At 72.1% G+C, this 14,704-nt stretch carries 16 protein-coding genes; 10 read left to right on the top strand and 6 right to left on the bottom strand.

Translation table 11 applies throughout. The features are described from left to right. Positions 1–21: 21 nt before the first annotated feature. Positions 22–891 carry a LysR family transcriptional regulator gene (locus RS86_RS10090; RefSeq protein ID WP_045272085.1) on the bottom strand — a complete coding sequence of 290 codons (870 nt, stop codon included), beginning with the start codon at positions 889–891 and terminating at the stop codon, positions 22–24. An 86-nt stretch (positions 892–977) separates the two neighbouring features. Here RS86_RS10090 and RS86_RS10085 point away from each other — a divergent pair, with 86 nt between their 5' ends. From RS86_RS10085 to RS86_RS10065, 5 genes are all read left to right on the top strand, one after another. Next, complete coding sequence (locus tag RS86_RS10085; RefSeq protein ID WP_235281736.1) at positions 978–1,478, top strand: carboxymuconolactone decarboxylase family protein; 501 nt, start codon at positions 978–980, stop codon at positions 1,476–1,478. Between the two features lie 127 nt (positions 1,479–1,605). Beyond that, the gene (locus RS86_RS10080) at positions 1,606–1,950 is read left to right on the top strand and encodes a PadR family transcriptional regulator (protein ID WP_045272084.1); all 345 of its coding nucleotides are present in this window, start codon (positions 1,606–1,608) and stop codon (positions 1,948–1,950) included. A gap of 1 nt (position 1,951) precedes the next feature. After that, the gene (locus tag RS86_RS20625) at positions 1,952–2,773 is read left to right on the top strand and encodes a permease prefix domain 1-containing protein (protein ID WP_045272083.1); all 822 of its coding nucleotides are present in this window, start codon (positions 1,952–1,954) and stop codon (positions 2,771–2,773) included. A 228-nt stretch (positions 2,774–3,001) separates the two neighbouring features. After that, complete coding sequence (locus tag RS86_RS10070) at positions 3,002–3,847, top strand: ABC transporter ATP-binding protein (protein ID WP_045272082.1); 846 nt, start codon at positions 3,002–3,004, stop codon at positions 3,845–3,847. After that, positions 3,844–5,304, top strand: coding sequence for an ABC transporter permease (locus tag RS86_RS10065; protein WP_045272081.1), 1,461 nt, complete (start codon positions 3,844–3,846; stop codon positions 5,302–5,304). The genes RS86_RS10070 and RS86_RS10065 overlap by 4 nt, the downstream gene beginning before the upstream one ends. Here RS86_RS10065 and RS86_RS10060 read toward each other — a convergent pair. From RS86_RS10060 to RS86_RS10045, 4 genes are all read right to left on the bottom strand, one after another. Continuing rightward, complete coding sequence (locus RS86_RS10060; protein WP_200892783.1) at positions 5,228–5,824, bottom strand: hypothetical protein; 597 nt, start codon at positions 5,822–5,824, stop codon at positions 5,228–5,230. The genes RS86_RS10065 and RS86_RS10060 overlap by 77 nt on opposite strands. Next, positions 5,821–6,309, bottom strand: coding sequence for a SprT-like domain-containing protein (locus RS86_RS10055; protein ID WP_045272080.1), 489 nt, complete (start codon positions 6,307–6,309; stop codon positions 5,821–5,823). Before RS86_RS10055 ends, RS86_RS10060 begins: the two co-directional genes overlap by 4 nt. Before the next feature lie 100 nt (positions 6,310–6,409). Further along, entirely contained in the window at positions 6,410–6,937 is a 528-nt protein-coding gene (locus RS86_RS10050; RefSeq protein ID WP_045272130.1) for a hypothetical protein, read from the bottom strand. Between the two features lie 152 nt (positions 6,938–7,089). Continuing rightward, the gene (locus RS86_RS10045; RefSeq protein ID WP_045272079.1) at positions 7,090–7,956 is read right to left on the bottom strand and encodes a spermidine synthase; all 867 of its coding nucleotides are present in this window, start codon (positions 7,954–7,956) and stop codon (positions 7,090–7,092) included. Between the two features lie 187 nt (positions 7,957–8,143). On the opposite strand from RS86_RS10045, the gene RS86_RS10040 reads away from it, so the two are divergent. Genes RS86_RS10040 through RS86_RS10020 form a run of 5 tightly spaced genes read left to right on the top strand, consistent with a single transcriptional unit; the run spans position 8,144 to position 13,686 of the window. Beyond that, complete coding sequence (locus RS86_RS10040; protein ID WP_045272078.1) at positions 8,144–9,445, top strand: sugar ABC transporter substrate-binding protein; 1,302 nt, start codon at positions 8,144–8,146, stop codon at positions 9,443–9,445. Between the two features lie 12 nt (positions 9,446–9,457). Next, a complete protein-coding gene (locus tag RS86_RS10035; protein WP_045272077.1) occupies positions 9,458–10,438 on the top strand; it encodes a carbohydrate ABC transporter permease in 981 nt (326 codons plus the stop codon). 56 nt (positions 10,439–10,494) lie between these two features. After that, positions 10,495–11,268 (top strand): carbohydrate ABC transporter permease, encoded by a 774-nt coding sequence (locus tag RS86_RS10030; RefSeq protein ID WP_045272129.1) that lies wholly within the window; start codon positions 10,495–10,497, stop codon positions 11,266–11,268. A gap of 2 nt (positions 11,269–11,270) precedes the next feature. Further along, positions 11,271–12,797 (top strand): glycoside hydrolase family 3 protein, encoded by a 1,527-nt coding sequence (locus RS86_RS10025; protein WP_235281735.1) that lies wholly within the window; start codon positions 11,271–11,273, stop codon positions 12,795–12,797. 31 nt (positions 12,798–12,828) lie between these two features. Next, a complete protein-coding gene (locus RS86_RS10020) occupies positions 12,829–13,686 on the top strand; it encodes a MurR/RpiR family transcriptional regulator (RefSeq protein WP_045272075.1) in 858 nt (285 codons plus the stop codon). Between the two features lie 34 nt (positions 13,687–13,720). On the opposite strand, the gene RS86_RS10015 is transcribed toward RS86_RS10020, so the two are convergent. Continuing rightward, a complete protein-coding gene (locus RS86_RS10015; RefSeq protein ID WP_052680197.1) occupies positions 13,721–14,635 on the bottom strand; it encodes a sugar kinase in 915 nt (304 codons plus the stop codon). Between the last annotated feature and the right edge of the window lie 69 nt (positions 14,636–14,704).

Raw genomic sequence — 14,704 nt, 5'->3', positions numbered from 1 at the left:
CTGGTCGGGGCGGCATCGGGGTCACTCGTCGGGGTGCAGGAGCTCCAGGAGGGCGCGGGCGGCGCGGGTCGGGGTCGCCCGCCACACCACGCCGAGGCGCGAGCGCACGTCCGGCGCGTCGATCGGGATCGCGCGGATGCCCTCCCAGCGGCGGCACGTCGCGGCGCTGACGACGCCCACCCCGAGCCCGCGCACCGCGAGCTTCTCGACCGCGGAGGGCGTGGACACCTCCCAGTGCGGCGCTCCCGCGCCCGGGCGCCCGGAGAGGAGCGCGTCGAGCGCCGCCCGATCGCCGGTGCCCTCAGGGAGCGCGATGAGGTCCATGCCGACCAGCTCGTCCGGGCGGATCCTGCGCCGCGCCGCCCAGGGGTGCGACGGGGCGACCACCGCGACCATCGGATCGTCGAACACCACCGCGGATCCGAGGCCCTCCGGCGGATGCTCGGCCCAGGCGACGAGCGCGAGGTCGATCTCGCCGCGACGGATCGCGCCGATCAGCTGCGCGGACGTGTCCTCGCGCAACCGCAGCTCGAGCCCCGGATGCGCCGAGCTGATCTCGGCGAGGGCGTCGTAGAACCGCGGCCAGGTGAGCCCGAACACGGTGCCGACGCGGAGGGATCCGAGCAGCAGCCCGCGCAGGTCGGCCGCTGTGGCGCCGATCTCCCCGAACGCCTCGAGGGCGGCGCGGATCGCGGGCATCAGACGCTCGCCCTCCTGGGTGAGGGCGACCCGGCGGGAGGAGCGGTCGAACAGGGCGATGCCGAGCTCGCGCTCGAGCTTCTGCACCTGCGTGCTCACCCCCGACTGGCTGACGCGCACGCGTTCGGCGGCCGCCGTGAAGGATCCCGTCTCGACGACGGCCAGGACGTAGCGCAGCTGGTGAAGTTCCATCTCTGAAACAGATGATAGCGATAGGTATCAGCTGTTGGACGGATGGATCCGGATCGTCGAGTCTGAAGGAGACGAAAGGAATGACCATGACCATGACCGAGACCTCGACCCAGACCGAGCCGACCGTCCCGATCCCCGTCCGTCTCGACATCGACACGGTCGCGCCGCGCTTCTCCCGCGCGCTCGCCGGGCTCGACGCCGCGATGGTCCGCGAGCTCGATGCGGCGGGCATCGACGCCCGGCTGCGCGAGCTGGTGCGCCTGCGGGCCTCGCAGATCAACGGCTGCAGCTATTGCGTCGACCTGCACTCGGGGGACGCCGCCAAGGCCGGCGACACCGCCGCCCGCATCGCCGCCGTCGCCGTGTGGCAGGAGTCGCCCTTCTTCACCGCGCGCGAGCGCGCCGCGTTCGCGCTCACCGAGAGCATCACCCGCCTCTCCGAGACCCACGTGCCGGACGCGGACTGGGCGGCCGCCGCCACGCGATTCTCCCCGGAGGAGCTCGGCGCGCTCGTCTCGCTCATCGTCGTGATCAACGCCTGGAACGCCGTCGGCGTCTCCACGCACGCCTGGACCGGATCGATGTAGCCGGCGGACCAGGCCCTGCCGGAGGCCGGCCGGGCTCAGGCCGGGCTGGGCTGGGGTGTCGCGTCCCTGGGCGAACTCCCAGCAACGAAGGCTGTCTATGCATCGACAGTCTAGGTAAAGTCGCCTCATGGCAGACGAACGACTCCGAGGCAATCTCGAGATGCTGGTCCTGGCGACTCTCGCTCGCGGATCCGCCCACGGCTACGCGCTCGCCGAGGCGCTGCGTACCGCGAGCGGCGGCGAGTTCGACGTGCCGGAGGGCTCGCTGTACCCGGCGCTGCACCGCCTGGAGAGGTCCGGTGCGATCACGAGCGAGTGGGTGCACGACGGCCGCCGGCGCCGGGTCTACGCGATCACGGCGGCCGGCGCCGCGCAGCTGACCCGCGAGACCGGGGCGTGGCAGCGCTTCGCCGACGGCGTGGCGTCGACGCTCGCGGCGCCCGCGATCCGCCCGGCCGTGCAGGGGGTGTGAGATGACCGACGCGATCGACCGCTACGTGGCCCGGCTCGCCGACCGGCTGGGCGCCGGCCAGGACACCTGGCGCCTGCTCGCCGAGACGGACGGGCACCTGCGCGACGCGCAGTCGGCGCTGCAGGCGCAGGGGATGGATCCCGCCGAGGCCGCGGAGCTCGCGGTGCGACGATTCGGGGACCCCGCCGCCGTCGCCAAGGCGCGCTCTCCGCGACGCCGCGCCGTGGGGCTGCTCAGCGGCGGGTGGCTCGTCGTCTCGCTGGGCCTCGTGGTGATCGGGCTCAGCGGGCTGGTCTCGTGGGCGCTCGAGGCGATCTGGGGTCCCGCGTTCCTCGCCGGCGATGTGAACGGGGTGACGTACACGACCGCGCGGTGCGCCGACTTCCTCGGCTTCTTCCCGCAGGCGGGCAGCTGCGCCGCCGCGGCCGCGATGCACCACTCCGACGAGATCGTCTCCGAGCGGCTCGCGGCCGGGATCCTCGGCGTCGTGCTGCTGGCGGCCTGGCTGCTGGTGCGACGCCTCCGTGGCGCCGTGCCGATCGCCCGGGAGGACCGTCGCATGCTGCTCGTCGCGAGCGCCGTGGCGTTCCTCGGCGTGGGGTTGGTGGGCTTCGGATGGGGTGCGCTGTCCATCGTCCTCGATGTCGTTCGCGGCCTCGCGGTGGCCGGCGTCGGCGTGCGCCTCAGCGACGGCGCGATCGCCCTGGTCGCGGGCGTCGTCGCCCTGATCCTGCTCGCCCGCTTCCTCCGCCGCGGCGTCTCCGCCCCCTCCTCACCCTCCGCATCCTCCTCATCCGCCTCGCCCTCCGGCGCCCCCGCCTGAGTCCGCCCCACTTCCGAGTCGTCCCTGTGAGCGGACCCCCTGGCGTGCGCTCACAGGGACGACTCGGAAGTAGGAGGGGGCGCAGACGGGAGCAGGGAGGGGCGCAGACGGGAGCAGCGAGGGGCGCAGACGGGAGCGGGGAGGACGGGGCGGATCATCCTTGCGATGTACGGGGATGGATCCAGAGAGCGACGCGGCGGGAGGGGGCGGATCCTTAGCGTCGAAGGCATGGAGATCACGACGACCGACCTGGGTCTTGCGGCCCGCGTCCAGCACCTCACCAAGACCTACGGATCGGGCGAGGGTGCGGTGCGCGCCCTCGACGACGTCAGCGTCGGCATCCGCCGCGGCCAGTTCACGGCGATCATGGGAGCATCCGGCTCCGGCAAGTCCACGCTCATGCACATCATGGCGGGCCTGGACACCCCGACCCAGGGGCGGGCGTGGATCGGCGACACCGAGATCAGCGGCCTCGGCGACCTCGACCTCACGATCCTCCGCCGCCGACGCGTGGGCTTCATCTTCCAGGCGTTCAACCTGGTGCCGACCCTCGACGCGCTCGGCAACATCCTGCTGCCGTTCGAGCTCGACGGACGGCGCCCGTCCGCGATCGAGCGGGCCCGCATCGACTCCCTCGTCGAGATCCTCGGCATCGGGCCGCGGCTGCGGCACCGCCCGCACCAGCTGTCCGGCGGGCAGCAGCAGCGCGTCGCGATCGCCCGGGCGCTCGCCACGGCGCCCGACCTCGTCTTCGCGGACGAGCCCACCGGCAACCTCGACTCCGCCTCAGGGCGCGAAGTGCTGCAGCTGCTCTCCACCGCGAGCCGCGAGCAGGGCCAGTCCATCGCGATGGTCACGCACGACGCGGTCGCCGCCAGTTACGCCGACCGCGTGCTGTTCCTCGGCGACGGCCGGATCGTCGCCGACCACCCGCGCCGCACCGCGGACGAGATCGCCGCGCTCATGCTCTTCGGCGGCGCGCCGGCCCCGACGGACGCACCCGCGATGACCGCCGTGCCTGCCACGGCCGCCGTCCCCGCGCCCGCAGCTCAGCGGAGCGGAGCGCTCGCATGACCGTCCTCGCCCCGACGCTGCTCGAGACGCCGCTCACCCCGTCGCGTCTCGCGTTCCTGCGGGAGCGCGGCATGGGCTCGAGCGTGTTCGTCGCCGCGCTCACCGCCGCGTTCGGCGTGATCCTCGTCGACACCACCTTCTACCTGGGCGCCCTGCTGCAGAACGATCCGTTCCTCGGGGACAGCGAGACCCTCGCCTACGTGGTGCGGATCCTCTCGGTGCTGCTCACCGCCGTGGCGATGTACGTCGCCGCCATCGTGACCGCCAACACGTTCGCGACCATCGTCGCCGGCCGCACCAGCCGCATCGCGCTGATGCGGCTGATCGGCGCTTCGGCGCAGTCGCAGCGGTCGGAGGTCGCGGGGCAGGGCCTCGCGGTCGGTGTCATCGGCGCCGTGCTCGGACTCGCCGCCGGGGTTCTGCTGAGCTGGGGCGGCGCGGCGATCGGATCCCTCGCCTTCGACCATCCGCCGCAGGGCTTCTCGCCGCTGCAGCCGGGGGCGCTGATCCCCGCCGTCGGCGTGGCACTGACCACGTGGCTCGCCGCGTGGGCCGGATCACGGCGCGTGCTGACCGTCACCCCGCTGCAGGCGCTCGCGGGCTCCGCGGAGCGCACGGTCGCCGAGACCGGTGCCGGCGGGACCAGGCATCTCGGGGCGATCACGATGTTCGTGCTCGGCGGCCTGCTGCTGGCCGGCGGTGTCGTGGTGGGGCTGTCCTCGCCGCTCGGCGTCGTGGTCGCGTTCTTCGGCGGGGTGTTCTCGTTCAGCGGGCTCGCGATCGGGTCGGTGCTCGTGATGCCGCCCGTGCTGCGGCTCGTGGGGCGCCTCTTCGGTCGCGGCGCGACGGCTCGGCTCGCGGCCGAGAACGCGCTGCGCCACCCCGAGCGGTCGAGCCGGATGGCGATCGGCGTCGTGATGGGTGTCACGCTCGTGACGATGTTCGCGGTCGCGCTGGAGTCGGCCAAGGCGCTCATGGTGCGCACGAGCGCCGAGGACCTGCCGCCCGGGTTCTTCGCCCCGTTCGATGCGTTCGGCACCGTGATGATGGTGCTGGTCGCGGTGTCGGCAGTGATCGCCGCGGTCGGGCTGGTCAACCTGCTCACGATCGGCGTCGTGCAGCGCCGACGCGAACTGGGCCTGCTGCGCGCGATCGGGCTGAGCAGCCGCCAGGTGCGCCGCATGGTGCTGCTGGAGGCGGCGCATGTGACGATCGCCGCCACCGCGACAGGCCTCGTGCTGGGTGTCGCCTACGGCTGGATCGCCGCGCAGTCGCTGCTCGGTTCGGTCCCGTCGATGCCCGACTTCCAGCCGGCGGGGCTCATCCCGCCGGTCGTGCCGTGGGTGCCGGTGGTCGCGATCGTGGCCTGCACGGCCGTGCTCACGCTCGTGGCGTCCGCCGCCCCGACCCGCCTCGCCACCCGCGTCGCCCCGGTCGAGGCGCTCGCCGCGGACTGAGGGGCTCAGGGCCGCGGGGGATCTCCGCGGCCCTGTCCCAGGTGCGGGAGAGGCGGCGGATCCGCCATCCGCGCCACTGCCACGCCGCCCACAGCACGGGCAGCAGCAGGAGGGAACCCGGCCCGCCGAACACGAGCCGGTCGCGCCAGAGCGCCCGGCCGTCCGGCAGCTCCGAGACGGCCATCCGGTGGTCCCAGACATCGAGCGAGGAGAGCGGCCCGGTGAGCGGTATGCCGCTGTCGCGGAGGATCCGCACGGTCTCGCCCTTGTGCTCGCGGACCTCGTCGTACGCCCCGATCAGCTGCGTGCCGACGGTGACCAGACCGAACAGGCGCAGCCGCACCGCGCTGTGCAGCAGCGAGCCCTCGTCCTCGTGCGTGAGCGGCTCGACCACGAGCACCGGCGCGTAGAGCGCCGTGAGCACGGCGGGCGAATGCAGCGCGGCCCAGGCGGCGTCGGCGCTCGCCGGGATCCGGAACTTCAACTGCACATGCCGCAGCTTCAGGCTGGTCGTCGTCATCGCGGCATCACCGCCGCCCGGCGGTCGGCCGCGGTGATCTCGCGGCGGGTCCAGACCAGGAGGAAGCGCTCGTCATAGCGCCGCGAGCAGCGCGCGCACGAGGACGCCCGCGTCGGCCGCCGATGCCGGTACGTCACGTGGCCGGTCGGGCAGCGGCCCACCCACGGGGCGAGGTCGGTCGCGGTCTCGCCATGGTGCGTCGTCCCGCCGTCGTAGCCCAGGGACCGGGCGACCCGCTTCCAGGCCGCGCCGTGCGCGGCGTCGTGGCCGGCGACGGCATGGGCGACCTCGTGCAGGAGCACCTGGTGGATCTCGTCGTCGTCGAACCGGGCGGCGAGGTAGCGCGAGACGGTGATCCTCTTGTCGCGGTAGTTGCAGGCGCCCGCCCGGCGCTTGGCGTTGTCGAAGCCGAATGACCAGGTGGGATCGAGATGCAGCCGGATGAGCGCTTCGCCCCAGATCCGGACTCGTTCCAACTCGGCCATGCATTCACGTTAGGGGACGCCGGCGACATTCCGGCGCGAACGCCCGGATCAGCGCTCCGCTCCGTCCGCGGAGCCGGGTCAGCGGGCGACGAAGACCGCGTCAGCCGTTGACGACGACGGGGTCGCGGCGGCGCTCGACCGTGTCGACGGCGAGCAGCGCCGCCTCCAGCGCCGCGTCGTCGGCTCCGGCCTCGCGGCGCAGGAACACCGTGCGCTTGAAGCTCTCGCGGGCCTGGTCGTATTCGCCGGCCTCGAAGGCGTTGCGGCCGCGGTGCTGATGTGCGAAGGCGGCGATGGGGACCCACCCCTGTCCCTCCGCCTCGGCCACGCAGGCGGCCAGCTCGTGGTCGGCGGAGGCGTGCGCGCGGCGGTACTGCTGCACGGTCGCGCGCAGGACGCGCGCACGCAGCAGGTCCTTGCGGGTGCCGGCCATGCGCGCCTGCCGCACGGCCTCATCCGCGAGGCGGAGGGCGTCGTCCAGGCGGCCGAGGACCTTCAGCAGCCACACCCGCTCGAGCATCGACGGCAGGCTGCGCAGGTCGGCGATCTCCTCGAGACGCGCCTCGCACTCGGCCGGATCCACCAGCTCGCGCAGAGAGTCCGGGTCGTATCCCTTGATGTAGCCCACGCGCCCGTCCTCCTGCACTGCCTCGCCGTGCCCTCCAGTCTGCCTCCCGATCCGGCGCATCCGCGAAGGCCCCAGGGCGTGCCGTGAGAAACCGGTGGCCGGCGTCCGATCGAAAGGCCGCTGACGCCGCGGATCGGCTCAGGGGGAGGGCATCAGCGCAGGAACAGCCCGGCGTCCGGCCGGGGCGAGGCCACCGCGGTCGCGTCGGTGACGATCGCCGCATCCTTCGCGAAGGCGACCACCTCGGCGCCGTGCGCGAGCTTGGCCGGGTGCGGACCCGCGGCGAGGATCCGCGGCAGCGCGTCGGCCGGAAGCGGGCCCCTCGACGCCGCGAGCACGAGGTTGCCGAAGCGGCGCCCCTTCAGGATCTGCGCGTCGGCGAGGATCGCGACCTCTGGAAGCACCGCGCGGATGGTCGCCACCTGCCGACGGGCGAACGCGAGCCCCGGACCGTCGGCGACGTTCACGAGCAGGACGCCGGCGGATCCCAGCAGCTGGGCGAGCTCGGTGTAGAACTCCACGCTGGTCAGGTGCGCGGGGGTCTGCGCCCCGGAGTAGACGTCGGCGACGACGAGGTCGACCGCCCCGTTCAGCGCCGGCGGCAGGCGGTGCACGCCTTCGCGGGCGTCGCCGATGCGGATCCGGATCGCGGCGCCGCGGGGCAGCGGGAGATGCTCGCGCACGAGCTCCACGAGCGGGGCCTCGAGCTCGATGACCTGCTGGCGGGATCCGGGTCTGGTCGTGGCAATGTAGCGGGGGAGGGTCATCGCGCCGGCGCCGAGATGCACGGCCGTGATCGGCGCGCCAGGGGAGGCGAGCTGGTCGATCAGGGCGCCCATCCGCACGATGTACTCGAAGTGCAGGTGGGTGGGATCCGCGAGGTCGACATGCGACTGCGGAGTGTCCTCGATGAGCAGCTCGAAGCCGCCGCCGAACTCCGCGGGGACGACCCGTGCGATCCCGCCCGATGCCAGCCGTGCGGCCGGATGCTCGGTGTCCTTCGCACGCGCTCTGCCCATGCGATGAGCCTACGGCGGTGCGGCCGCGGGCGCGGCCGCCCGCGGATCCTCGCGCCCAGGGCGGTCGACGCGCGCAGGTCACGGCTCGATCACAGGCTTGGAAGAAACTTGCAGAGAGTTTGTTCAGCGTGGATACTTTTTCCTACTGGCACGTTCGCCCAGCGATTTCAAAGAGGAGATTCACCCGATGCACAAGCGCATTCTGTCCGTCGCGGCACTCGGCGTCGTGGCGACGCTGGGCCTGGCAGCCTGCTCCGGCGGCAGCACCCCCGCGGCCACCAGCGGTCCCGTCGACGGCAAGGGCAAGACGCTCAACGTCTGGATCATGAAGGGCACGAACCCCGACTCCTCCGCGTTCTACGACGCGGTCTCGGCGGAGTTCAAGAAGGAGACCGGCGCAGACGTGAAGGTCGAAGAGGTGCAGTGGGCGGACGCCCACGACCGCTTCGTGACCTCGATCGCCGGCGGCACCACCCCCGACATCGCGGAGACCGGCACCACCTGGACCGCCGAGTTCGCCGACGCCGGCGCGCTGCTGCCGATCGACAAGTACGTCGACGCGGAGAGCGGCCTGTCCAAGGACCTCGTCGAGGGCCTCAAGGTCGCGGGCACCTACGACAAGGAGCTCTACGGCATGCCCTGGTACGCCGGTGTGCGCTCGATCGTCTACCGCACCGACGTCTTCGACGAGCTCGGCCTCAAGGCGCCGACCTCCTGGGACGACATCGTCGCCGCCGGCGAGAAGATCAAGGCCGCGCACCCCGAGATGATGGCCTTCCCGGTTCCGGGCGACGCCGAGTTCCTGGTGTACCCGTGGGTCTGGGGCGCGGGCGGCGAGGTCGCCACCGACAAGAGCGGGAAGTGGACCAGCCAGCTCGACAGCAAGAAGTCGCAGGAGGGCATCCAGTTCTACACGGACCTCGCGCTCAAGCACGGCTTCTCCTCCGCCGGCGCGACCACCTGGAAGGAGACCGATCTGCGTGACTCCTTCAGCCAGGGCAACGTCGCGATGATGCTCTCCGGATCGTGGACGCCCAAGTCGCTCATCGAGAAGAACCCGGAGCTGAAGGGCAAGATCGGCGCCGCGGTCATCCCGGGCAAGGACGGCGGCATCGCCCCCTCTGTCCTCGGCGGCTCGCACCTGTCGATCTTCAACAACACCAAGAACCCCGACCTCGCGTGGGCGTTCGTGAAGATGATGACCACCGGCAAGTTCGCCACGCAGTGGGCGGATGAGACCGGCTACTTCCCGGGCGTGCAGTCGGCCATGGCCGAGTCCCTGAAGTCGACGGACCCGCTGGTCGCGCCGTTCGCGAAGCAGATGGTGGAGGGCGGCGCCTCGGTGCCGGTGACCCCGAACTTCGGCGCCGTGCAGGCGAAGAAGACCACCAACTCGATGATCCAGGCGATCCTCAGCGGTCAGAAGGACGTCGCGACGGCCTCGAAGGACGCCGCGACCGAGATGACCGACCTGCTCAACAAGAAGTAATCGGATCCCCGTATGTCCACGGTGCACGCACCACGACCGGCCGCGTCCTCGGAGTCCCGCTCCGAGGCCGCGGCCGGCGGCCCGCCGTCGCGGAAGAAGAAGCTCAGCTGGGTGACCGCGCGGCCGTGGCTGCTGCTCGCACCCGGCCTGTTCATCCTGGCCACGCTCATGCTGTGGCCCCTCGTCCAGGTCGTGATCTACTCGCTGCAGGACTACGGCCTGCGGGAGATCAACACCGGCCGGACCAACTTCATCGGGTTCGACAACTACGTCGAGGCGCTCACCGACAAGACGCTGTGGACCGTGGTCCTGCCGAACACGGTGGGCTTCGCCGTGGTCGCCGTCTTCGTCACCGTCACCGTCGGCACGCTGGTCGCGCTGCTGCTGGCCCGCCTCGGCACGGTGTGGCGCACGATCGTCTCCAGCTGCATCATGGTCGCCTGGGCGATGCCCGCCGTCACCGGAACCTATGTGTGGGTGTGGATCTTCGACGCCGACAAGGGCGTGTTCAACTCGGTGCTCAAGGACCTCGGTCTCATCGACGGACAGGTCAACTGGTTCACGAACCAGTGGTCGTTCTACGCGATCGTGCTGCTGAACGTCGTGCACCACGGCTTCCCGTTCGTCGCCGTGACCGTGCTCGCGGGTCTGCTCGGCGTCTCCAAGGAGATGCTCGAGGCAGCGGCCCTGGACGGCGCCGGCGCCTGGCGGCGGTTCTGGAAGATCATCTTCCCCACTCTCAAGCCCGTGTTCTCCGTCGTGATCATCCTGTCCACGATCTGGGACTTCAAGGTCTTCGCGCAGGTCTATCTGATGCCGGGCGGCAACGGCGGCAACCGCACCGTGCTGAACCTGGGTGTGTGGTCGTACGTCGAGTCGTTCGGTCAGAACCGCTACGGCTTCGGCGCCGCGCTCGCGGTGCTGCTCACTCTGGTCCTGCTCGGGATCACGATCGTGTACATCCGCTCCCTCATGAAGGAGGAAGAGCTGTGAAATCCCGTCATCCGATCCTCGGACGCATCGGCATCGCGATCGCGGTCGTCGCCGTGATGCTCTTCACGCTGTTCCCGGTGTACTGGATGGTCTCCAGCGCCTTCGACAAGAAGGCCTCGAGCGGCGGGCAGTCGCTCCTGCCCAAGGAGTTCACCCTCGACAACTTCGCCTTCGTGCTCACGGACGGCGGCTTCGCGACGTTCCTGCGCAACTCCGTGATCGTCGCGCTCGTCACGGTCCTCGTGAGCGGCTTCGTCTGCCTGCTCGCCGCCGTGGCCGTCGCGCGCTTCCGCTTCAAGTTCCGCACCGCGATCCTGCTGATGATCCTCATCGCGCAGATGGTGCCGCTGGAGGCGCTCGTCATCCCGCTGTTCCTGCAGGTGAAGAGCCTCGGCCTGCTGAACAGCATCCTCGGCCTCATGGTCGTGTACGTGGCGCTCTCTCTCGCCTTCGGGATCTGGATGCTGCGCGGCTTCGTGCAGGCGGTCCCCGTCGAGCTCGAGGAGGCCGCGTACATCGACGGAGCGAGCTGGTGGCGGATGTTCCGCTCCGTGCTGCTGCCCCTCGTGATGCCGGGCCTCGTGGCCACGAGCGTGTTCAGCTTCATCACCGCGTGGAACGAGTTCATCTTCGCGATGACGATGCTGGGCGGCGCGACCGACCAGTACACGGTCTCGATCGGGCTGAAGTCGTTCTTCGGCCAGTACTCCAACGACTGGGGGAGCATCATGGCCGCTTCCACTCTCATCACCCTGCCTGTCATGATCTTCTTCGTGATCGTGCAGCGGCGCCTGTCCTCGGGACTCGTCGCGGGAGCGGTGAAGGGATGAGCGTGGCAGAGGCGAACGACGACGTTTCCGAGGGCGACGCCGGGACGGCGGAGCTCGAGCGCCTCGCGAACGCGGTGCTGTGGCCGGGCTTCTACGGCCGCACGGTGCCGGCGTGGCTCGACACGGCGCTGCACCACGGGCTGGCCGGCGTGGTCTACTTCGCGCAGAACATCGGTCCCGACCTCGCCGCCCTGAGCGCCGGGATCCGTGCCGCGAACCCGCAGGCGCTCATCGGCATCGACGAGGAGGGCGGCAGCGTCACCCGGCTCGAGGCCGCGACCGGATCCACCCTCCCCGGCGCCGCGCAGCTCGGCGCGCTCGACGACGTGACCGCGACCGAGGCGACCGGAGCGGAGCTCGCCCGGCGCGTGCGCGCCGTGGGCGCCGACGTCGTCCTGGGGCCGGTGGCGGACGTGAACACGGATCCGCGCAACCCGGTCATCGGCGTGCGCGCATTCGGCGCCGACGCGGACCTGGTGTCGCGGCACGTGGTCGCCGCCGTCGAGGGCGTGCAGACGGGCGGCGTGGCCGCCTGCGTCAAGCACTTCCCCGGGCACGGCGACACGCACGTCGACTCCCACCACGACCTTCCGCGCATCGCGGTGGATCCGGCCGAGATCGAGCGCGTGCACCTCGCGCCGTTCCGCGCCGCGATCGCCGCGGGCGTGGACGCCGTGATGACCGCGCACATCGTGGTCCCCGCCTGGGGCGAGGAGCCCGCTACCCTCAACCCGCGCGTGCTGGGCATGCTGCGGGAGGCCGGGTTCGACGGCGTCATCATCACCGACGCCCTCGACATGGCCGCGATCCGCGAGTCCGTCGGGATCGGCGGGGGAGGAGTTCTCGCGCTCGCCGCGGGCGCCGACCTCCTCTGCATCGGCAATCCGACGAACCCCGGTGCGGCGGCCCTGCCGGATCAGGACGAGCACGACTACCGCACGGCGCGGGACGCGATCGTCGCCGCGCTCCGGGACGGCTCGCTGTCCCGCGAAAGGGTGCTCGAGGCCGGTGCCAGGGTGGCGCGGCTCGCGGCGAAGCTCGCCGAGGCCGCGACCCCCGCGGAGGCCGCGGAGGTCGACGCCTACGACGCTGCCGGCATCGTGCGCCGCGCGCTGCGCGTACGAGGGGAGCTGAAGGTCGCGGACTCTCCGTTCGTGGTCGATGCCCGCCGCAGCTCGACGCTCGCCGTGGACAGCGCCGCCGGCTACGTGTCGGAGGCGCTCGCCGCGGGAGCGGCGACCGTGCGGCTCGACTCCGCGCATCTGGACGAGACCCAGCGCGACGCGGCCGTCGATGCGGCACTCGCGCAGGCCGACGGCCGGCGGATCGCGCTGCTCGTCGACCGGATCGACACGGACCCCGCGCAGCGTGCGCTCGTCGCCGTGTTCGCCGCGCGCGCGGCCGAGGTCGTGGCCGTCAACGTCGGCCTGCCCGCGGAGGATGCGGGCGTGCCCGTGATCGAGGTGGGTTCTGCGAGTAGGATCGGCGCCGAGCTCGCGAGGGAGAGGCTCGTCGGCTCCGTGCGATGATCCGCTCTCTTCGGGAGGCAGAAGGGGTGTGATGGACGCGGACGTCTTCGCCGTGGTGCGCGGGGCACTGCCGCGGCTGAGCGCCGCCGAGGCGAGGGTCGCGGAGCGCGTGCTCGCGGATCCGACCCTCGTCGTGGATCTCGCCATCACGGACCTCGCGCAGCTCTGCCGCACCTCTTTGTCGACCGTCGCGCGCTTCGCGCAGACGCTGGGCTTCAGCGGCTACCGCGAGCTGCGCGTCGCCTTCGCGGGCGCCGTGGCGCGTGCGCAGGCCGAACAGGAGCGCTTCGGCTTCGTCGATGCGGTCATCGACCCCGGCGACCCGGTGGAGGCCGTGGCGGCCAAGCTGGCGGCGAGCGAGATCGGCGCGATCGAGCACACCGTCGCGGGTCTCGACTTCGCGGCGCTGGACCGCGTCGCGGTCGCGATCGCGGGCGCGAGGCAGGTGCACCTGTTCGGGCAGGGCGCCTCTTCGCTCACCGCGCAGGACATGCAGCTCAAGCTCGCCCGGATCGGATGCGTCGCCGTGCACTCACCGGATCCGCACATCGCGATCACGGGCGCCTCGCTGCTCGGGACCGAGGACGTCATCCTGGCGGTCTCCCATGAGGGTGCGACGGCGGAGACGATCAGGGCGGCCGAGGTGGCGCGCGCGGCCGGGGCCTTCGTGGTCGCCCTGACCAACGCCCCAGGATCCCCGATCACGGTCGTGGCCGACGTGGTGCTCGGCACGCGCGCCAAGGAATCGCCGCTGCGGATGGCCGCGATGTCGAGCAGGATCGCGCAGCTCGCGGTGCTCGACCTGCTGTTCGTGCGCGTGGTGCAGCACCGCGGGGAGACCGTGACGGCGCCGCTGCGCGCGACCCGCCGCGCGGTGCGCGGCGCCTGACAGGGCCCTGCCCGGCGCCGGTGGGCGGCCCTGCTCAGCCCACGTGGTCGCGGGTGCTGCCCAGCGCGCGGGTCGCGATGCGGTTGGCCCTGGCCACGCAGCCGCTCAGCGACAGCCCGCTGAGCACCCCGGCGAGGAAGCCCGCGGCGAAGGCGTCGCCGGCGCCGATCGTCTCGATCACGGTCGAGGGCACGGCGGGGGCGTCGGCGCGCTCGGCGCCGTCGAACGCGGTGGCGCCGTCGTCCCGCGTGACGACGAGGTGCCTCGGGCCGGGGAACAGCGCACGCAAGCGGTCCGGATCCCCGGTGCCGAAGACGGCCTCGGCGTCGTGCGCGCTGCACTGCGCCACGTCGGCCGCGGCGAGGTAGCCGCCGAGCAGCTCTCGCGCCTCGTCCTCGCGGCCCTGCCAGAGCGCAGGGCGCCAGTTCACGTCGAAGCCGATCAGCCGGTCGCCGCGCTCCGCGAACAGCTCGTCCTGGGCGGCGCGGGCGCCGTCGGACAGCGCGGGGGTGATCCCGGTCGTGTGCACGAGCGCCGCGTCGGCGAGCACCCGCTCCGCGGCGGGGGTTCGCAGCGTCGCGGGGGAGATCCGGCTGCCCGCGGATCCGGCCCGGTAGTAGTGCATGGCGCTCTGCACCGGCCCCTCGCCCTCGGCGGAGAGCTCCTTCACGTAGAGCCCCGTGGGAGCCGCGGGGTCGATCTCGACCGCGGAGGCGTCCACGCCGTGCTGCGCGAGCTCGGCGAGCAGGAAGCGGCCGAAGCCGTCATCGCCCACCCGGGAGATCACGGCGGCACCGGAGCCGGCCGAGGCGACCGCGAGCGCGACGTTCCACTCGGCGCCCGCCAGGGAGCGCTGGAACGTCCGATTGCTCTCCAGCGGACCGGCCGTGGTGGGCACGAGCGCCACCAGGCCCTCGCCGAAGCAGGCGATCAACGGTGTTTCGGGCACGCTCGCGACGATACCGGATCCCTGTGACATCCACGCGTCCGGGCGCCGCGCGCTCGTGGTTATACCCCC

This window comes from Microbacterium azadirachtae (assembly GCF_000956505.1).
In the GTDB taxonomy this organism is placed as follows: Bacteria; Actinomycetota; Actinomycetes; order Actinomycetales; family Microbacteriaceae; genus Microbacterium; species Microbacterium azadirachtae_A.
The sequence above is the reverse complement of the archived record's forward strand: the minus strand, read 5'-3'. Positions and strand labels throughout refer to the sequence as shown.